Below are 17979 nucleotides of genomic sequence, written 5' to 3' on the forward strand. Positions count from 1 at the left end.
TTTACGCCTTTTCTATGCGGCATAGACCGCTTTTGGTTTCAGGGATCTGAGTGTTTATATCATATCCATAGTTAGTGACGGTATTCGCGCTCTCGCCTACTGCATAAGGCTTGGTGCCTTCCGGGAAATTACCAGTCATATCGGTGCCTTGCATATAACCCGCATAATGAAACGGCATAAAGATGGTGTCGGGTTTAACGGAGGGTACTACTCTAGCGCGCACCTTAACCTTAGTACCTTCAGGCGAATGAACCCAGATGAAATCCCAGTTTTTAATGCCGTGTTTAGCCGCAAGCTCAGGGTGGATATCAGCAAACATCTCAGGCGTTAGACGGCTTAGATACATACTAGCTCTCGTCTCCATGCCCGCGCCGCTAAAATTTACGAGGCGAGCCGTCGTGAGGATAATAGGAAACTCTTTTGAGTAGTCCTTTGCTAGCTGGACGGATTTAAATTTTGTATCGACGCGGTTTTGAAGTTTCTTATCCTCAAAGCTCGGATACTTCTGCGCTAGATCAAATCTAGGCGTATGCAGCGGCTCTCTGTGAAGAGGAATTTGATCCGCAAAAGTCCAAACGATCGTCCTAGCTCGCGCGTTGCCGTACGGAGCGATGTTTTTCTCCATGCATTTTTTAGCGATGATATTACTATCGTCATGTATCCAGCTGCCGCCTATTTTAGCCTTTTCATCCTCGGTTAGCGTGATACCTAGCACCTTTTCGATGTTATCTTTTTTGATCTCCGGATATCCGCCCTTGACAAACGAATCTACGGGCGCGCTACCGTCTGCAGCTAATTGGCTAACTCCGTTATGCTCTAAGCCGAAGCGGTTTCTAAAACCCATACCGCCTTGCCTAACGGATTTGTTTATATCGTAAAGTATCGGGCTGCCCGGATGATCCTCCGTCCAGCACGGCCACGGCAGACCGTAGTACTCGCCTTCAACTACGGTACCCGGTTTTCCTAGGCTTGTTTTTTCATCAAATTTATCCCAGTTTTCTTGGTGCTTTTTGAGCCTTTCCGGAGTCCAACCCGTCATGCCGATAGTTTTAACTATATTTGCGATCTCGCGAGTAGCGACTTCAGGCCACTCAATCTTGCCTTCAGCGTCTCTGATCGTGCGCGTTAGCTCGTCATAGTAGCCTAGCCTTTTGGCAAGCTCGAATAAAATTTCGTGATCGGGCATACTCTCAAAAAGCGGCTCTACGACCTGGCTTCTCCACTGGCCGCTGCGGTTTGTCGCTACAACCGTACCGCTGGTTTCAAACTGCGTCGCCGCAGGCAGTATATAGACGTCGTCTTTTTTGTCCGTTATCACGCCGGCATCGTTTACGAAAGGATCTACTAGAACCAAAAGCTCAAGCGCGTCTAGGCCTTCTTTTACTTTTACTTGTTGCGCGGTAGAGGTGATGCCGTTGCCGATTACTACTAAGGCTTTTATACTGTCGCCGGCATTATCTACGGCTTCGTTGCCGTTTTTACCGTCAAGCACGCCCGCCCACCATTTTGATAGCGTAAATCCGGGCTTAAACATCATTTCAGGCTTAACGAAATTCTTTTGGAGCCATTCAAAATCGACCTTCCACATCTTAGCGAAGTATTTCCAGTTGGCTTCGTTTTTTGGATAGTATCCGGGTAACTCGGTCGGCAAATTCGCCATATCCGTCGCACCTTGAACGTTGTCGTGGCCGCGAAGGATATTACAGCCGCCGCCGCTAACGCCCATATTTCCTAGCACTAGCTGCAGGATCGGAGCGATACGAGTATTTGAGCTGCCTATGGTGTGCTGAGTTAGACCCATCGCCCAAACGACCGATCCCGGGCGATTTTTAGCGTAAACTTCGGTTATCTCAAGAAGCGTCTCTTTTTTGATCCCGCAAACATCTGCTACGACTTCAGGCGTCCATTTCGCAGCCTCTTCGCGGATCAGATCCATACCGTAAACGCGGTCGTTTATAAATTCCTTATCTTCCCAGCCGTTTTGAAAGATGATATTCATCATGCCGTACATAAAAGGTATATCCGTGCCGGTGCGAATTTGAGCGAAATAATCAGCCTTAGCCGCAGTTCTCGTGTATCTTGGATCGACCACGATTAGCTTTGCGCCGTTATTTTCCTTCGCTTTTAGAAAATGCCTAAAGCCGACCGGGTGGTTTACCGCCGGATTTGCGCCCACTATAAAGATAGACTTCGCGTTTTGGATATCTCCAAGATGATTTGTCATAGCTCCGTAACCCCAAGTATTCGCCACACCGGCGACTGTAGAGCTGTGTCAAAGACGTGCTTGGTGATCTAGGTTATTAGTCCCGAACATCGCTACGAATTTGCTTATATAATAGCTTTGTTCGTTGCAATCTTTTGCAGAGCCTAGAAACATTACTTGCTCCGGATTTTTTTCGCGATACGCCTTTAGTTTGGCGCCGATCTCGTCGAGAGCCTCTTTGTAGCTGATGCGTTTCCATTTGCCGCCTGCTTTTTTCATCGGGTATTTTACGCGGCAGTGAGAGCGCACCATATCGATGACATCGCTACCCTTACAGCAGTGGCCGCCAGCGCTTACCGGGTGGTCTTGGGCTACTTCTTGGCGTACCCAAACGCCGTTTTCTACCTCGGCGCGCACTCCGCATCCAACGGAGCAAACCGTACAAACGGTTTTTACGATTTTAGAGTTTGGAAACGGATTTGCCATCTCTTCTTGAGTCGCACTTCTGGTTACGCCGCTAGCGGCCAGTCCACTCATGCCGCCCGCTACGCCCGCTAGCGCGGCCATTTTTAAAAACGATCTTCGCCCGACTGCGTTTGAGTGGGGCATAAGACGTAAATTTGCCTCAGACATATTTATCCTTTCTTAAATTTTATTATTTTGCTTGTTCGTAGTATAGATCCCAGTTTTTGCTTCTTTTATAAAGCACTTCGGTCTTTTTGCTTTTGCCGTATTTTAGGTTTGACGCCGCTGCCGTTATGGCTCCGGCCGTAGCCGCTACCGCTCCGACTAGCCCAGCCTTTTTTAAAAATTCTCGCCTATTTTTTTGCATTTTCTTCCTCCATAGCTTTTAGCTTTCTCACTCGGTTTTTTTGTCTTCTTATAGCCTCAGATCTTGAAACTCCGTCCAAAGTCTTTTTGTTTTCGCCGCGATTTATAGGACGCGGCGCGCTTAAAACTACGCGCTCAAACTCGATAAATCCTTGCAGTAGTACCGCGACGTCTTTGTAAATTTCGCTACTTTCGTGATTAAAAAGACTCTCTATAAACTCATCAACGTTTGGATTTATGACCTCTTTAAAAAGCTGCTCCTCAAGCTCGCCGTATAGCTCCAGCTCGCTCTCTCGCGCGATAAATTCACTCATCAGCGCAAATACAAAGCCCACGTTGTCTTCGTTTTCTTTAAATTTAGCCTTGTCGCGTCTAAGGTCGGTGCGGGCTAAAATTTTACGCACTTTCGCGCAAGCATGCCCGACCTCGTAACCCTCGTCGTAGTACGACATCGAGTTTCTAAGCGGACTTGGCGGAGCGTGGAAAATTTCATCGAATTCATCCACTAAATTTTGCGGATTTTTCTCGTCGAATTTTGCCTGTATGCGCATTATGGCAGCGGCCGATTCCTCGTTTAGAGCGTGCGCTGCGGCAAGGCCTAGCATCGCGTTTACGCCTGCAAATCTATCGGCTTCTTGGCTAAAAACGAAAAAACGCGAAAATAGCGAGTAGTAAAGCCCACGTCCCGCCGCAAATTCGCCCTTGCTAGTCATCGCCTTCCTTTATCATTTTTGTCTATTTTTTGAGATTTTTCTCGATTGTGAAACTATACTACTTTTTGGCTTATTTCTTATACTTAAAAAAAAATAAATCAAAAAAATTAATATATGCTTAAATATGCCTTAGTTGCATATTGCTTACGGCGAATTTTAGGAGATAAAATAAATATGAAATTTCAGCATATATATTGCATTTACGCTTCATTTTGATATTTACTTTTAACTAGGCTCTTTTAACGGGCGTTAAACGAGTCTAAATTTAAAATTTGAAGCAAAATTTGCAAAATTTGAGGCTCATTCAAGCCCCAAAAACGCTTCCTCGTCAAATTTAAAATAAATATTTTCGCCGACTCTAAAATTTTGCGAATTCGCCGCCAGCGTTTTTATCAAAAAGTCGCCGACTTTGATTTTCACCAAAAGCTCTTTGCCAAGATAGAGCGAAACCGAGTGCAAGATGCCCTCAAGATAGCCTTCTATCAGCGTTTTGCTTAGCGTTATTTTACTTGGATTTACGGCGATCTTTACGGCGTTACGTAAATTTTGCGGTAAATTTACGTTCGCGTTTTCGTCAAATTTTAAAACCCCGTCCCGCGCGTCGAATATATTTTTGTATTCGAATTCGCACACACGCCCCTTGTGCAAAAAGACGTTTTCTTCGGCGATGGCGGTTAGCCATTTGTCGTCGTGGCTAGCGATCACAAAGCCGCAGCCGTATCTTTGCCGCATGTAAAGCACCGCTTTGCCAAACAGCTTTGACGTGCCCACGTCCACGCTATTTGTCGGCTCGTCGAGTAGATAAAGACGCGATCTAAGCGCCAAATTTAACGCAAAGCTAACGCGCTGCGTCTGCCCGGAGCTTAGCTCAAAGTGGCGCTTGTTTAAAAAGCTCTCGTCAAGCCCGACCAAATTTAACGCCTCGCTCGCTCGCTCGTCAAATTCCCCCAGCACTCCGCGGCTTTTTAAAACGGCTTTAAAATTTTCCCTCACGGAGCGTTTTAAAAGCGCGGGCTCTGGTAGCAAAACGCTAACGTCGCGCAGTAAATTTAGACTAGGCGCGCTGCTTCCCCACAGCCGTACTTCGCCGCTAGTTGGCTTTTGCAAAAACGAAATCACTCGCATCAGCGTACTTTTGCCGCTGCCGTTGCTGCCCGTTAGCGCGGTGATTTTGGCGACGTCGATATCAAGGCGCGGGATATTTAAAATCTCGTTCGCGCCGTAGTTTAGGCGTAAATTTCTAACGTTTATCACTTTGCGCCTTTCTCGTTAAATTTAAATAAAAGGCTCAAATTTGACGCGCCCAGCCCGCTTTTTACGAGCGTAAAATTTCTAAATTTATCAAATTTCATCTATCAAGCCTTTTTAGCGCATGTATCGCCAAATTTACCGCAAATGCGATAAAGATGAGCACCAAAGCTAGCGCTATACCCATCGCAAACTCGCCCTTGTTCGTCTCCAGCGACACCGCGGTCGTGATCGTGCGGGTAAAATACTTGATGTTGCCACCTATCATCATCGCAATGCCCACTTCAGCCACGATTCTGCCGTAGGCTGTGGCGATAACTACCATGAGAGCGTAGCGCAACTCATAAAGCACGCAAAAAACTAGCTTTGCTGGCGCAAGGCGTAAATTTAGGATAGTTAGATAGTGCTTTGTCTCCATATTTTCAACCACGCTTGCAGTAAGCGAGATGATGATAGGAAGGGCTAGCACAAACTGACCCAGCATGACCGCTTTTAGCGTAAAGAGTAAATTTAGGCTGCCAAGCGGGCCATTTCTCGTGATAAATGCATATAAAATAAGACCGATCGCAACCGTTGGCATGGCAAGAGCTGTGTCACTTAGAAGGCGTAAAATTTTGCGACCCTTAAAGTCATAAAATCCAAGCGAAAAACCAAGTGGAAAGCCTATAAGAACGGCAAAAAGTATCGACACACTTGATGTGTAAAGGGTAGCCTTGATGGCTGAATATGTTTCAAGATTGCCGTTTAAAAGTAGATTAAAGGCTTCTGCAAAGCCGTGAAGTAAAAAATCCAATTATTCTTTCCTAGCATATTTCTTAAGATTATTTTAAATGTGCTATAATATCACAATTTTTTTTTAAAGGAGAAAAATGAAAAAGATTATTTTAGGCTCACTAGCAGCCGCAGTTTTGGCGTTTGGCGCTGATAATGAACTAATCATGGCGACTACAACAAGTACAGATAACACTGGCTTGCTTGACGCGATCTATCCAGTTTATAAGGCAAAAACAGGCGTTGATATAAAATGGACAGCTGTTGGCACAGGCGCTGCACTAAAGCTTGGCGAAGACTGCAACGCTGACATACTTTTCGTTCACTCACCAAAAGTTGAGAAAGAATTTGTAGAAAAAGGTTTTGGCTTAAAAAGAAATGCCGTAATGTATAATGACTTCGTCGTTATCGCTGATAAATCAATCGCTGATAAATTTAAAGGTAAAGATATAAAAGAGAGCTTTGAGCTTATCAAAAAAGATGGTATCAAATTCTTCTCACGTGGCGATAAATCAGGCACAGACAATAAAGAAAAAGGCATCTGGAAAAAGATCGCTGGTGAAGTCCCTGAAAAAGACGGCTGGTATATGCAAACAGGCCAAGGTATGCTAGCTACGATAAATGCTGCTGCTGAGCAAAAAGGCGTTACATTTACTGATCGTGGTACTTACATTAAATATGAAGCAAACCAAAAAGGTCATCCTGAGATGGTCATCATCAACGAGGGCGACAACGATCTTAAAAACTTCTACTCTCTAATCGCAGTAAATCCAAAACACTGCCCTAAAACTGACATCGAAAATGCAGAGAAATTTATAAAATGGGCTACAAGCGAAGATGGTCAGAAATTTATAGGTGACTTTAAGCTGCTAGATAAGCCGCTTTTCACGCCTGACGCAAACAGTCGCAAAAACTAATTTTATTTACGCGCAAATTTGAGTCGAATTTATGGCTTAAATTTGCGTGATTCGGGTGCACTTTGCGCCCTTTTTATAAATCAAATTTAAACTCTCCGACGTTATTTTTAAACGTCTCAAAACATTTATTACTAACAACTTCGTCTTTAGTGTATGCTTGATATAATTTTAGTAATTCTAAAGTCGTTATTATTAATATACCTTCACTTTTTGCATAGCTTATTTGATTGGCATGTATCGGCTCCCTTTTGCCAGGCTCTATGTCACGTTGAGGGTTAACTATTAGCAAGCCTTTTACATTGCCAGGAGACTTGGTATCGTCTTCGGCTATTAAATCAGTTACATGTTTCTTGCACTGTGCTATATTGCTATTTTTGACGTTTGTATTTATTCCCTTTATCTCTACCATAAAGTTAACATCTTCAAATTCGAATCTAAAATCTTCTTTTTTCACATCTGTAAAATGACTGTCTGTTAGTTTGAAAATATCTACTAAAATTTCCTTCACTACACCAACTAGCTCATCTCCTGTTGAATATAGGATTGATTTGAATTTATTATTTTCATCAATTTGCCTATCTATATCTTCAATTTGCCGATATATATATATCCAATAATTTGTTGCGTTTGTTTTTCAGCATTGCATCATCGAAATACTCAAAACCATTAAACCAATCAGGAACATCGGATTTTTGGAATCTAGAAACAATAAATGATACTAAAATTTCTAAATCATTAGTTGCGTTTTTGATAAAAAGAGTAGTCGAATATAGCCTCTCATTATGTTTTACTATTGTGCTCTTACCTCCATTTGACCATTTGATGCTCTCGCCATCCACATTGTCAAATATAAAATCGGAATAAAAATTTTGCTCGTCTATGGTTGTTGTGCTTATTTCATATCTTAACTTTATATTAGACAAAACCAGTGTAGATAATTCCTGGTTAACTTGCTTGAGAATATCTTTAATTGCAACGGTTTGATTTGTATAATATCCAGAATAGTCCACTGATACCTTTATATTTGTAGGCATTATTATGATAAATATACCTCTTTTTGAGTTTCTCATAATTTCTTTTAATGTTTTAAGGTGATATACGGCCTCAGTGCACTTTTGGTATTCTGGGCTGAAACTCCATAAGTTAGGACTATTTAAATCTATAACATTTATATCAAATTCATCAAAACTCTTAGGACGTTCAAAAGTGCTAATAGTGCAAGACATGTGCGGATCATTTATTTTAAATATTGTGGAGTAAGATATTATTTGAATTTTCATTTGTAGCGCCTCTTTAAATTTGTTGACTTTGTTTCTAGTTAACCGCTATTGTAAAGCTAAATCTTCTCGCCGAACATCTCATACATCGCCTTTTCCTCACCCCAAAGCTCGCGGTGTTTTTTGATACAGGATTTTATAGCGCCTACTAGATAACGCACGTCTTGCTCGGTGTGCGTGTAGTGCAGGCTTACGCGCACGAAGCCCGGCTTGCTCTCTGGCATGCGCCCCTCCTTGATACCCAGCAGATCGTGAGCGTAGGGCCCCGCGCACATCACGCCCGCGCGAGTCTGGATGCCGAAGTCATTACTAAGGCTCGCGGCGAAATCATAAGCCGATACGCCGCGAATGTTAAACGAAAAAATCGGCAGCCGCGGCGCGCCCTTTGGAGCGTAGTTTATGATCTCATCAATGCCCGCTAGCTCGCTCTCAAAAAGCCGCGCTAGCTCGTCCTCGGCACTTTTTATTTGCTCGAAGCCCACCTCGTTTCGCAGCGCATATGCCAAATTTGCCCGCATAAGCCCGATAATAGGCGGCGTACCGCCTTCTTCTAGCTGCTCGGGATTTTTCAAAAACACGTGGCCCTCGCGGTTAGCGTAGGCGACCGTCCCACCCGCGGCAAAGGTCGGTACGTCGCTGTTAAACAGCTCCTTTTTGATCGCCAAAAGCCCGCAGCTAGCAGGTCCGCCGAGCAATTTATGCGGCGAGAGGAAAATCGCGTCAAAGTAATCGCAATCTAAATTTGCGTGCGAGCTCAGCGCCGCGCTGTCAAAGGCCACGATGCCACCCGCAGCTCTGATTAGCTCGCTGATCTTTTTATAATCGCTAACGACGCCAGTGACGTTTGAGGCAGCGCTAAACGAGCCGATGATGCGGCGTCCCGCATTTAGCTTTAGGATGCGCTCAAGCGCAATCAGATCGATCTCGCCCGTCTCGCTAAGAGGTACGCGCAGGTAGTCGCAAAGCCCCTCGCGAAAGCTAAGCTCGTTTGAGTGGTGTTCGTATGGCGAAACGAGCACGAGCGGAAGCCGCGTGGCGCGTAAATTTGCCTCGCCGATCGCGCTTCTGGTCGCAGGCGGCAGATAGATGCCGAGTATCTCCTGAAATTTCTTGATCGCGGCCGTCGCGCCCTGCCCGCAGGCGATGAGATAAAACCGCTCGTCAAGCCCGAGCAGCTTTTTTAGGCTCTCTCTCGCGCCCTCGTAGCGACGCTGCGTGATGATGGCGCTGGAGCTACTGTCGGAGTGGGTGTTGGCGTAGGTTTTTAAAATTTCGCCTATCTCGCGCTCTACGGGCTCATAAGCAAGCCCCGAAGCAGTGTAATCAAAATAGTGCACGCCTTGTTTTAGGATGATATTTTTTCTTATTTCGTCTAAATTTGCCATTTTTACTCTTTAAATTTGATGCGGTAATTATAGTAAATTTTCGCAAATTTGGGACTTTTGCGTTGGAAATGATTTAGTAAATTTGGAGATTAAATTTGAGCAAGTCAAATTTAACCGCAAAGCGGCAAATTTAACTTGATAAAGCAGAGAATCGCGAGCCACAGAGGCTCACGACCATTTTATTATTTGTTTATAAAATTTTTCTCTAGCCACTCGATAGCTTTTGCTTCGGTTTCAAAGCGTCCGCTTTTAGCGACTTGATTTTGTCCCTCGTAGAAGCGAATCCTGATACCGTCTTGGACGCTATCTACCTTTACTCTGGTGATCTTATCTTTGTTTAGATAGACCCTATCGTTTAGTTTTACGTACATTTTTTCTCCCTTAAATTGATGTGGTTTTATTTATTTTTATCTTTTTTGTCGTCTTTAGTTGCGTCATTTTTCTCGACGTCTTTTTTCAAAAACAACTCCTTAAAGCGCTTATCCGCAAAATCCTCGATGTCGTTTTGAAGCTGCCTATAGGCGTTTATGAGCTCATGCGCGCGCTCGTTTAGCGTCGTGCCGGCGTTCTCGCCGCCGCCTTGCTTAGTGGTAAAGAGCTCCTCTTTTAGATTTTTTTGCAAAATTTGCAGATGATTCCAGCATTTTTTATAGTTCATGCCTAGGATTTCGGCGGCCTTTGAGATCGAGCCGACCTCAGCGATGACGTCTAGGACTTCGGTTTTACCCTTGCCAAAGATAAGCTCGCCCTCGTCGTTTTCTATCCAAGTTTTGGTTTTTACTCTCATCTTTTTTCCTTTCTTCTCCTTAAAACACCCGAGCTGGCAGTATTTTACGTCGATTTTATAGTCTTTTAACGTTGATCGGATCGTCTTTAGCCCCACGCCCGCAGCCGCGTCTCTAGCGTCTTTGCACAGAATTCTGTCTTTTTCGTCGGTCATCTGCTTTAGCTGCGTCATCACGGTGTATTTGCCCCGTCCGTTTTCCAGCCCGCCAAACTGCCCTAGCTCGCAGTTGTCGATCTTTACGCCCATTTTTTCGGCCTCGTCGCTAACCAGCCCGACCTCTACGCCTAGTTTTGCGGCGATCTTAAACGCCGTGCCGCAGTCTAGCCTGCCCTTTGGATTTAGCAGTTTGGTTATCAGTTTGCGGATTTGCTCACTCATAGATTCTCTCCGTGCCACTATACACGTTTATATTTTCGCCGCGAGCAAAGCCGCACAGAGTGAGGTTAAATTTACGCGCTATCACGACGCCAAGGCTAGTCGGAGCCGTGCGCGAGACGAGCACTGGGATGCCGTGCATGACGGCTTTTGCCACCATCTCGGAGCTTAGCCTTCCGCTCACCATCAAAAACGAATTTTGCAGCTGCACTCCTGCTAGTACCGCCTTGCCGACGGCTTTGTCTATGGTGTTGTGCTGAGCGATATCCTCGCCGATGTAAAACTGCTCGCCGCTCACGAAAAGCTTGGCCGTATGCACGCAGCCAGTCATCTCGTAGAGCTCGCACTGCGTGTAAAACTGCCCCATCTGGCGTAAAATTTCGTCTTTGTTAAATTTAACCTCGTCCTTTATCGAGCGCGCCGCCATAGCCTCAGGATCGATATTTGCCGTCGAGCTGCGTCCACAGCCGCTGATTATCACCTTTTCCTCGTCAAACTGCTCGAGGCGTTTTTCGTTGATTTTAGCCTTTACCCGCACGCTTAAAGCGTCGTCTGAGAGCTCGATACTCTCGATATCCTCGGGGCTCGCGATCAAATTTTCGCTGATGAGATAGCCTGCAGCTAGCGCCTCCTGATCGGTCGGAGTCGCCATCACCGCGCCGAAACGCTTGCCGTTTATGTAGATCTCAAGCTTGATCTCGCGCACCAAAATATCATCAACGGCGCTTTTTTGCGCGCCTTTAAATTTGGTGATTTGGGTCGTAAAAATAGGTTGCATGATTTTCCTTAATTTTTGCGAAATGATAGCTTGAAAATCTAAATTTAGGATTTGATTGTAGTGAAATCTTACTTAAATCAAGCAAAAACTTAAACTATTTTTAGTACGATTTTATCGGTATCTGATGATGATTTATATATGCAAATTTAGCATATATCTTAAGATATTTTTTGACTAAGATTTTATCATTATCTATTATTTGTATAAGAAATAAAAGAATAGTAAAAAATAGTATAAGGCTAGAATTGGATCGCACATAACTTGCTGTATATAGGTTAAATCTTGAAAAATTATAAATATAATTTGCAGCCTGACATAAGACCGAGAAGGAAATTTATATTATAGAGTCAAGTCAAAAAACTAATTTTTATCAAGCCGTATTTTACTGTTATATGGCCCGTGCATGACTCAAACACGCCGACCGTATATAAAAAGCCCTTAATTATATTCATTAAGGGCTTTTTATATGAAAACTTAGACATTTTGCCGATGAAAAATCATTTTCGAGCGATAAAGCTTCGTATAAGTTTTTATATTTTTCTTTTGCTCGGCCAAAGAAAAATATAGGCCGTCTGCCAAGACCTTACAGCAAACTCATTTGAGTTTGCTAAGTAAGTACTAACATATTGTCTTATGTAAGGGTTGTTTATTCTTGATGTTTTGGATATTAAGTTCTAAGACTATACGATGGAATTAGAAGCTGTTATTTTTTATTAAGTTAAAGTAAATTTTGGTTTATAGGGAAATTTACTTTTGTTTTTTTATTTGGTATTTTAGCACAAATTTTAAAAATTGAGATTTTGTTGGTTTTTATATAGCATAAATAAAGATTGAAGTTGAGATTGTTTTTTGAGCAAGAAATAAGAATCAAAAAGAAGAGCATTTTGTGCGGGGTTAAGATTATTTGATAAAACAAGCATCGCTATAATATAGCCGTATTCGTTTTTGCAGTCGTATTAAAAATCTCGATTTTATCGTGCTAAAATATCTTTATGCTCTAAGAGTTTTATTTCTTCCCAAGTCGCTAAAAGTCGTATTTGCAAAAAGCCCCGTCTTGAGAACCGACAAAGCTTAATATTTTTTTTCTGTATCGGTTTAAGTATTTATTAGATAATTAATCTCACTCAAACTATCGCCACTCTTTTACCGCAAGCTTTTATGTAGTTAAAGAATGTTTTATACTTGATATTATACGCCTCGCTTTCTATCCTAGCTACGGCTGATTGGGTTATGCCCATCCTTTTGGCTACCTCGCTTTGAGTTAGCCCTGCCTTGTTTCTAGCGTCTATTAAAGCTTCTATGGCTTTATATTCGTCCTCCAGCGCATCGTATTGCGCTTTAAATTCGGGGCTTTTTAGCTCTTCTTTTAAAACTTCTCTAAAATTAACGGTTCCCATCTTTAAACTCCTTTAATCTTTGTTCTGCCAAATTTAGTATACTTTTTGGCGTTTTTTGCGTTTTTTTAACAAAAGTTAGCAGGATTATTATCCTTTTACCCATTTCATAACAATATATACTTCTAGCTATACCTTCATTCGACTTTATACGTATCTCAAATAGTCCGTCTTTTAGGCTTTTAGTGTACGGCTCCCCCATAGTATTGCCTCTGGCTTCTAGAAGCTCGAACATTTTATAGCCTCTTTGCCTGAGCCCGGTCGGTAGCTCCAAGAACTCATCTTTTATGGCTTCGTTTGCAAATTTTACGCTCCGCATCGTAACCATTTTATGTGACTAAGTCTTATTGTGCCATATATGATATAAAATGCAGTTTGTTTTATATGCTTATTGCTGAATAAATAACTTGTATAAACCTACTCATACAAAGATTCCACCATCTCTCGTCCGCTGTCCGGCATTAGTTTAGCGTATCTTAAGGTATGGTTGATATCAGAGTGATTCATTAGCTTTTTTATCGTTAGTATAGGAGTGCCTTTTATAGCTAGATGTGAAGCGAACGTATGCCTAAGGGTATGAATAACTACTCTATTGGTTGCGTCGCTTATATCTAAATTTTGATTAAAAAGCTTGTTTAGTAGCGGCTGTAAGACATTTTGAATAGTAGCTTTTGGTTTATTTACCAAAAAGTCGTTCGGGGATAGGGCAGTATAAATTTGATTGATCATCTCCAAGGCCCTTTTGCTTAAAAACCCCGTATACGTGCTCTTTGTTTTAAAATCACTTATGGTAACAGACTTAGTAGATAGCACTAAATCCTTTTTCTTGATGTTTAAAATTCCCTCCAATCTAGCTCCCGTACATAAAGCAAGCTCAACAAACAGCCCTAGGGCGAAGTCTTTCTTGCCCGCTACTTCTTTGCGTAAAAGTTCTATCTCGATAAGCTCCAAAAACCTTTCTCGCTTGTTGTTTGGTTTTTTTAGCTCTATTTTGTACGGGCTAATATGATCGATAAGGTCATTTTTTATAGCGTGATTAAAAATCGTCCTAACTATACCCATTATGGCATTTATGCGAGATTGCGATAATTTACGTTTGGTTTTAGGAGAGATGATTTGAGAGATATCTTTATGATGCTCGTTTATCGTCTCGAGCGTTATCTGCGTCGTAGTTAGACCCCTAACTTATCCTTATGGTAAATTTCATAATCCCTTCGTTGCTCTTTTATATTGATGGCATTATCAGATTCTTTTTCTAGTTTAAAATTAAAAAAGGCGTCTGCGATCTCATCAAATTTAAGCGAGTTTTTGTTATTCTTGGCAGCCATTTTCTTGGATATGCTATCGGGAAGCTCTCCGTTTCTTTGCTTTGCGTCGAATTCTTTCTTTTTGTTATACGCGTAGGTTATATTTACACCTTCGGATTTTGATCCGATTTTGACGTTTGCCTTTTTACCCTCAAGCGTAACTCTCATATAAAAAACCACGTCGCCGTTGGCTAGATTATTAAAGAAAATTCCCGGGTATTTATTGACTCCAAAAGCAGAGTTGTAATTTTTAAGCTTTCCTGCCATAATACCCCCTAAATTTGTTCCCTGTTTATTCCCAAAATTTGTAAAAATGCATAATACTTTAGGGATTTATAGAGTATTTTGGAGTGTTTAAGAATTATATATTTTTGAACCAGCATCCGGAGCCATTTATCTTCAAAAATCCTTTTAAAATCTCGATTTTAACGATGTTTCAAGAACTTTAAGTTTTCTTATTTTTTTGTAATTTTTCTCTTTATTTCAACTCAGGTTTATTTACTGTTTCAAAGTATATCGTTTCTGATTTGCGGTCAAAATACTATTAGATATTCGTTTTTGGCGAAGTTAAAATAAATTTTCCTCCATTCATCCTAGCTTCATTTAAGACTTTTATAATGCGCTCATCCAAACAAAGAGTTGGAAATAAAAAATAAAAAGGACAAACAATGAACAAAGTATTAAGCGCAGCTGTTTTAGCAGCGATTTTAGGTGCCACAGGCTTACAAGCGGCTATCACATATAATGATGCCTTAAACATAGCAGAGAAAAACTTCCCAGGCTCAAGCGTCAAGGATATCTCAGTAGACGTTAAAAAAGGAACGACATTTTATGAGATAGAGTCTTTCAAAGATAATGTAAAAAAAGAGATCAAGATCGACGCAAACAGCGGTCAGATCGTAAAACAAAAGGATAAAAATAAAAAATTGATCCTACCAAATGAGGCGATAGACTTTTCAAAGCTCACCCTCAATATCGACGAGGCCGTAAATAAAGCGCTCGCGCTTGAGGCTGGCTGGAGTCTTGACGAGGCGGACCTTGATAATAAAAACGGCACTTGGATCTACGAGGTCGAGCTTAAAAATGGCAAGAGCGAGAAAAAAGTGATAATAAACGCTCAAACAGGCGAGATCATCGGCAACTACACGAAGTGATCTTGTGCGCCCAGAGAAATTTGGGCGCTAAATTTAACTAAGGAAAAAAGATGAACGAGAATGTAAATAAAAACTTAGACGAAAATTTAGATGTTGATATGGCTACTGCAAGCAAAAACGAAAATCAAAATTTAGATGAAAACGCTAGCCAGACTCTAGATAAAACAGAGCAAAGAAGAGAAAATTTAGAAGAAAATATTAAAAAAACAAGCTGCGGCGCTAACTGGGCTCTTAATTTAGCCAAAAAGACATTAGAAATTTCACTCCAAAGCGCCGGTGGCGTGCTAGCTTGTGTCGGTAAGGCTGGAGAGTGGCTAGGAAATTTGGCAAACGAGCTAAAAGATGAGGCCAAAAAAGCGGAGCTTTCAAGGGTAAATGAAGAGCAGGCTAAATTTGAAGGCGCGCAGATCATCTCAAGTGATCTAGTCAAAGATATCGTCGCTAAACGCCTAAAAACAGAGGCTGGCAATGTCGAATTTGGTCAAATTTATCTAGGCAAGATGGAGGCGTTTAACAAAGCTAGCAGGGAGTATTTTTACGAGGCGAAGGCTAAATTTAACGACTTTTTATATTGTTTTAAAATAGCAGCCAGCAACGGAGAGATACTTAGCCTAAAAATAAAGAGTTAAATTTGATAAAATAGCGAGCAAAACCAAAAAGAGGCAAAGATGAAAATTTTAGTCGTTGAAGACGAGATAGACCTAAATAACGTCATCACAAAGCACCTTAAGAAAAACGGATATAGCGTCGATAGTGCGTTTAACGGCGAAGAGGCGATGGACTTTACCGCCGTGGCGCACTACGACCTCATAGTGCTTGATATCATGATGCCGGTGATGGACGGCCTTACATTTTTGCAAAAGTCACGCACCGCAAAGCTAGCAACTCCAGTGCTCATGCTCACCGCAAAGGACGAGATAGACGACATCGTAAAGGGGCTTGACACTGGAGCTGATGATTATTTAGTAAAACCATTTGATTTTAAAGAGCTACTAGCTAGGGTGCGAACGCTGATCCGCCGAAAAAGCGGTGTAGCGGCCAATGAAATTTGCTCAGGCGAGCTAAAGATAGATCTTAGTAAAAAATCCGTCGAGCTAGCCGGGCAAAGCATCGAATTAACTGGCAAAGAGTATGAAATTTTAGAGTTTTTGATGCTAAATAAGGGCAGAATTTTAACTCGCGACCAGATCAAAGAGCACGTCTGGGACTTCGATTACACCGGCGGTTCAAACGTCATCGACGTACTCATAAAAAACATAAGAAAAAAGCTTGGCGAGTGCGAAGTGATCCAGACTAAAAGAGGGCTTGGCTATGTTGTTAAGGATTAAGCGCACTCTTGCAAATATCCCCATCACAGTGCGCGTGACGCTTTGGTACTCGTTTTTTATTCTAGCTATCGTGGCAGCACTCATAGCTATCTCAGCGGTCGTGGCGGATGAAATTTTTGAAGATGTGAGCCAAAAAAAGCTAGCCAAATCAGTCACCAAAATTGCAAATGATACGGACGAATTTGAGCCATACGACGATGGGATATTTTTTATAAAATACAGCGCAAACGGCGAAGTGCTGGGTGGTTTGGTACCTAAAAATTTTGATGGCTCGCTTAAAATGGATAGCGGTGAGGTGAGATACTATGAAAACGGCGAAAACCGCTTTTACTACTACGATATCGCAGCCAAAGGCAAAAAAGTCTGGATCAGAGGCGTTATAAATGCGGAGAGATTTTTCAAAAAAGAGGGGCTATTTTTGCTGGCTCTTGGCGTCTTTGTGCCGGTTTTATTTGCCTTTGTGCTTTATGGCGGCTATAAAACGATAAAAAATGCCTTAAAACCAGTCGCCACGATGTCTAAAACAGCCCTTGAGATAGGCAGTAGCCGGGACTTTTCAAAGCGTATCGATCTACCTGCTGGCAAAGACGAGCTGCACGCACTTGCAAGCGTTTTTAACCAGATGCTTGACTCGCTTGAAAAGGTCTATCAAAGCGAAAAACAGCTCACCTCAGACGTTTCGCATGAGCTACGAACTCCTCTATCAGTCATCATGGCTGAGAGCGACTACGCCGCGAGTTATGCGCAAAATTTAGACGAGGCCAAAGAGTCGCTAGAGGTTATCTCTAGGCAGTCAAGAAAGATCACCTCGCTGATAGATCAAATTTTAGAGCTCTCAAGGCTAGAATCAGGCAGAAATTTGACCTTAAAACGCATAAATTTAAGCTCTATCTTGCAAAATTTAGCCACCGACTACGAGAAGCTAGCAAGCACAAAGGGGCTGAAATTTAGCTGTGTAGTAGCGCCAGATGCTCAAATCCTTGGCGATGAACTGATGATATCAAGGCTCGTGGATAACTTTTTAAGCAACGCACTAAAATTTGCCACAAGTAAAATCTCGCTAAATTTAAGCGTGTCAAAAACGCACGCACTTTTATCTATAAAAGACGATGGTATGGGTATCTCTAAAAAAGATAGCGAGCTAATCTGGAATAAATTTTATCAAGCCGATAGCTCAAGAAATAAAAATGCAAACACAGGCAGTGGGCTAGGGCTAGCTATCTCGGCAAATATCGCGAAAATTCACGGCGCAAAGCTTGGTGTAAAGAGCGAAGTTGGAGCTGGAAGCGAATTTTGGGCAGAATTTGAGCTTGTAAATTTGAGATAAGTGTAAATTTAGGTAGCTTTCTAAGACAAAATTTATGCAATAGCAAAACAAATATAAGAGTGAATTTAGATTTCACATAAAACGGCATCTATATTTTTAAGGCAAAGTTAAAGTTATAAACTTTTATAGAAATTTCATGATTAGGTTGCTTCAAAAAGAGCTCTTAGGGCATACTCATATCATA

20 protein-coding genes are annotated in these 17979 nt (G+C 42.0%); 5 read left to right on the forward strand and 15 right to left on the reverse strand.

The genetic code is table 11. The features are described from left to right. Position 1 precedes the first annotated feature (1 nt). The 5 genes from B9N62_RS05390 to tupB form a co-directional block, all read right to left on the reverse strand. Positions 2-2812 carry a molybdopterin-dependent oxidoreductase gene (locus B9N62_RS05390; RefSeq protein WP_087584825.1) on the reverse strand — a complete coding sequence of 937 codons (2811 nt, stop codon included), beginning with the start codon at positions 2810-2812 and terminating at the stop codon, positions 2-4. 46 nt (positions 2813-2858) lie between these two features. Then, a complete protein-coding gene (locus B9N62_RS05395; protein ID WP_087584696.1) occupies positions 2859-3035 on the reverse strand; it encodes a twin-arginine translocation signal domain-containing protein in 177 nt (58 codons plus the stop codon). Then, the gene (locus B9N62_RS05400) at positions 3022-3747 is read right to left on the reverse strand and encodes a TorD/DmsD family molecular chaperone (RefSeq protein WP_087584697.1); all 726 of its coding nucleotides are present in this window, start codon (positions 3745-3747) and stop codon (positions 3022-3024) included. The genes B9N62_RS05395 and B9N62_RS05400 overlap by 14 nt, the downstream gene beginning before the upstream one ends. A 300-nt stretch (positions 3748-4047) precedes the next feature. After that, complete coding sequence (gene tupC, locus B9N62_RS05405) at positions 4048-5001, reverse strand: tungstate ABC transporter ATP-binding protein TupC (protein ID WP_087584698.1); 954 nt, start codon at positions 4999-5001, stop codon at positions 4048-4050. A gap of 94 nt (positions 5002-5095) precedes the next feature. Further along, positions 5096-5788, reverse strand: a complete 693-nt coding sequence (gene tupB, locus B9N62_RS05410; RefSeq protein WP_087584699.1) for a tungstate ABC transporter permease TupB — start codon at positions 5786-5788, stop codon at positions 5096-5098. Between the two features lie 76 nt (positions 5789-5864). On the opposite strand from tupB, the gene tupA reads away from it, so the two are divergent. Further along, positions 5865-6683 carry a tungstate ABC transporter substrate-binding protein TupA gene (tupA, locus tag B9N62_RS05415; RefSeq protein WP_087584700.1) on the forward strand — a complete coding sequence of 273 codons (819 nt, stop codon included), beginning with the start codon at positions 5865-5867 and terminating at the stop codon, positions 6681-6683. A 73-nt stretch (positions 6684-6756) separates the two neighbouring features. Here the strand turns inward: tupA and B9N62_RS05420 are convergent, their stop codons facing one another. From B9N62_RS05420 to B9N62_RS10485, 10 genes are all read right to left on the reverse strand, one after another. Beyond that, complete coding sequence (locus B9N62_RS05420) at positions 6757-7191, reverse strand: hypothetical protein (protein WP_087584701.1); 435 nt, start codon at positions 7189-7191, stop codon at positions 6757-6759. A 79-nt stretch (positions 7192-7270) separates the two neighbouring features. Beyond that, positions 7271-7963: a hypothetical protein gene (locus B9N62_RS05425; RefSeq protein ID WP_087584702.1), complete on the reverse strand. Its 693-nt coding sequence runs from the start codon at positions 7961-7963 to the stop codon at positions 7271-7273. 56 nt (positions 7964-8019) lie between these two features. Next, positions 8020-9345 (reverse strand): aminotransferase class V-fold PLP-dependent enzyme, encoded by a 1326-nt coding sequence (locus tag B9N62_RS05430; RefSeq protein ID WP_087584703.1) that lies wholly within the window; start codon positions 9343-9345, stop codon positions 8020-8022. A gap of 182 nt (positions 9346-9527) precedes the next feature. After that, positions 9528-9716, reverse strand: coding sequence for a hypothetical protein (locus B9N62_RS05435; RefSeq protein WP_004321084.1), 189 nt, complete (start codon positions 9714-9716; stop codon positions 9528-9530). Positions 9717-9742: 26 nt separating this feature from the next. Then, complete coding sequence (locus B9N62_RS05440) at positions 9743-10510, reverse strand: winged helix-turn-helix domain-containing protein (RefSeq protein WP_087584704.1); 768 nt, start codon at positions 10508-10510, stop codon at positions 9743-9745. Further along, the gene (fdhD, locus tag B9N62_RS05445; RefSeq protein WP_087584705.1) at positions 10503-11285 is read right to left on the reverse strand and encodes a formate dehydrogenase accessory sulfurtransferase FdhD; all 783 of its coding nucleotides are present in this window, start codon (positions 11283-11285) and stop codon (positions 10503-10505) included. The genes B9N62_RS05440 and fdhD overlap by 8 nt, the downstream gene beginning before the upstream one ends. A gap of 1124 nt (positions 11286-12409) precedes the next feature. Further along, positions 12410-12682 carry a helix-turn-helix domain-containing protein gene (locus B9N62_RS05455; RefSeq protein WP_087584706.1) on the reverse strand — a complete coding sequence of 91 codons (273 nt, stop codon included), beginning with the start codon at positions 12680-12682 and terminating at the stop codon, positions 12410-12412. Next, positions 12669-13007, reverse strand: a complete 339-nt coding sequence (locus tag B9N62_RS05460) for a type II toxin-antitoxin system RelE/ParE family toxin (protein WP_257640187.1) — start codon at positions 13005-13007, stop codon at positions 12669-12671. Before B9N62_RS05460 ends, B9N62_RS05455 begins: the two co-directional genes overlap by 14 nt. Positions 13008-13096: 89 nt before the next feature. Continuing rightward, positions 13097-13741, reverse strand: coding sequence for a tyrosine-type recombinase/integrase (locus B9N62_RS10480; RefSeq protein WP_180382158.1), 645 nt, complete (start codon positions 13739-13741; stop codon positions 13097-13099). A gap of 110 nt (positions 13742-13851) precedes the next feature. Next, positions 13852-14253, reverse strand: a complete 402-nt coding sequence (locus tag B9N62_RS10485) for a hypothetical protein (protein WP_180382159.1) — start codon at positions 14251-14253, stop codon at positions 13852-13854. Between the two features lie 401 nt (positions 14254-14654). Between B9N62_RS10485 and B9N62_RS05470 the strand changes: the two genes are divergently transcribed. Genes B9N62_RS05470 through B9N62_RS05485 form a run of 4 tightly spaced genes read left to right on the forward strand, consistent with a single transcriptional unit; the run spans position 14655 to position 17795 of the window. Continuing rightward, on the forward strand, positions 14655-15140 hold the full coding sequence (locus B9N62_RS05470; protein ID WP_087584708.1) for a PepSY domain-containing protein: 486 nt from the start codon (positions 14655-14657) through the stop codon (positions 15138-15140). 50 nt (positions 15141-15190) lie between these two features. Beyond that, positions 15191-15769 (forward strand): hypothetical protein, encoded by a 579-nt coding sequence (locus B9N62_RS05475; protein WP_087584709.1) that lies wholly within the window; start codon positions 15191-15193, stop codon positions 15767-15769. 39 nt (positions 15770-15808) lie between these two features. After that, a complete protein-coding gene (locus B9N62_RS05480; protein WP_087584710.1) occupies positions 15809-16468 on the forward strand; it encodes a response regulator transcription factor in 660 nt (219 codons plus the stop codon). Further along, positions 16452-17795 carry a sensor histidine kinase gene (locus tag B9N62_RS05485; RefSeq protein WP_087584711.1) on the forward strand — a complete coding sequence of 448 codons (1344 nt, stop codon included), beginning with the start codon at positions 16452-16454 and terminating at the stop codon, positions 17793-17795. The genes B9N62_RS05480 and B9N62_RS05485 overlap by 17 nt, the downstream gene beginning before the upstream one ends. Positions 17796-17979: the final 184 nt, after the last annotated feature.

Source organism: Campylobacter concisus, from assembly GCF_002165785.1.
Taxonomy (GTDB): domain Bacteria; phylum Campylobacterota; class Campylobacteria; order Campylobacterales; family Campylobacteraceae; genus Campylobacter_A; species Campylobacter_A concisus_W.

What these genes read in the sequence shown, in the direction of transcription:
- B9N62_RS05435 (WP_004321084.1), bottom strand. Translation starts at nt 9,716, where the DNA reads ATGTACGTAAAACTAAACGATAGGGTCTATCTAAACAAAGATAAGATC.
- B9N62_RS10480 (WP_180382158.1), bottom strand. Translation starts at nt 13,741, where the DNA reads ATGGGTATAGTTAGGACGATTTTTAATCACGCTATAAAAAATGACCTT.
- B9N62_RS05485 (WP_087584711.1), top strand. Translation starts at nt 16,452, where the DNA reads ATGTTGTTAAGGATTAAGCGCACTCTTGCAAATATCCCCATCACAGTG.
- B9N62_RS05455 (WP_087584706.1), bottom strand. Translation starts at nt 12,682, where the DNA reads ATGGGAACCGTTAATTTTAGAGAAGTTTTAAAAGAAGAGCTAAAAAGC.
- B9N62_RS05460 (WP_257640187.1), bottom strand. Translation starts at nt 13,007, where the DNA reads ATGGTTACGATGCGGAGCGTAAAATTTGCAAACGAAGCCATAAAAGAT.
- tupA (WP_087584700.1), top strand. Translation starts at nt 5,865, where the DNA reads ATGAAAAAGATTATTTTAGGCTCACTAGCAGCCGCAGTTTTGGCGTTT.
- B9N62_RS05395 (WP_087584696.1), bottom strand. Translation starts at nt 3,035, where the DNA reads ATGCAAAAAAATAGGCGAGAATTTTTAAAAAAGGCTGGGCTAGTCGGA.
- fdhD (WP_087584705.1), bottom strand. Translation starts at nt 11,285, where the DNA reads ATGCAACCTATTTTTACGACCCAAATCACCAAATTTAAAGGCGCGCAA.
- B9N62_RS05475 (WP_087584709.1), top strand. Translation starts at nt 15,191, where the DNA reads ATGAACGAGAATGTAAATAAAAACTTAGACGAAAATTTAGATGTTGAT.
- B9N62_RS05470 (WP_087584708.1), top strand. Translation starts at nt 14,655, where the DNA reads ATGAACAAAGTATTAAGCGCAGCTGTTTTAGCAGCGATTTTAGGTGCC.
- B9N62_RS05425 (WP_087584702.1), bottom strand. Translation starts at nt 7,963, where the DNA reads ATGAAAATTCAAATAATATCTTACTCCACAATATTTAAAATAAATGAT.
- B9N62_RS10485 (WP_180382159.1), bottom strand. Translation starts at nt 14,253, where the DNA reads ATGGCAGGAAAGCTTAAAAATTACAACTCTGCTTTTGGAGTCAATAAA.
- B9N62_RS05400 (WP_087584697.1), bottom strand. Translation starts at nt 3,747, where the DNA reads ATGACTAGCAAGGGCGAATTTGCGGCGGGACGTGGGCTTTACTACTCG.
- B9N62_RS05440 (WP_087584704.1), bottom strand. Translation starts at nt 10,510, where the DNA reads ATGAGTGAGCAAATCCGCAAACTGATAACCAAACTGCTAAATCCAAAG.
- B9N62_RS05480 (WP_087584710.1), top strand. Translation starts at nt 15,809, where the DNA reads ATGAAAATTTTAGTCGTTGAAGACGAGATAGACCTAAATAACGTCATC.
- B9N62_RS05430 (WP_087584703.1), bottom strand. Translation starts at nt 9,345, where the DNA reads ATGGCAAATTTAGACGAAATAAGAAAAAATATCATCCTAAAACAAGGC.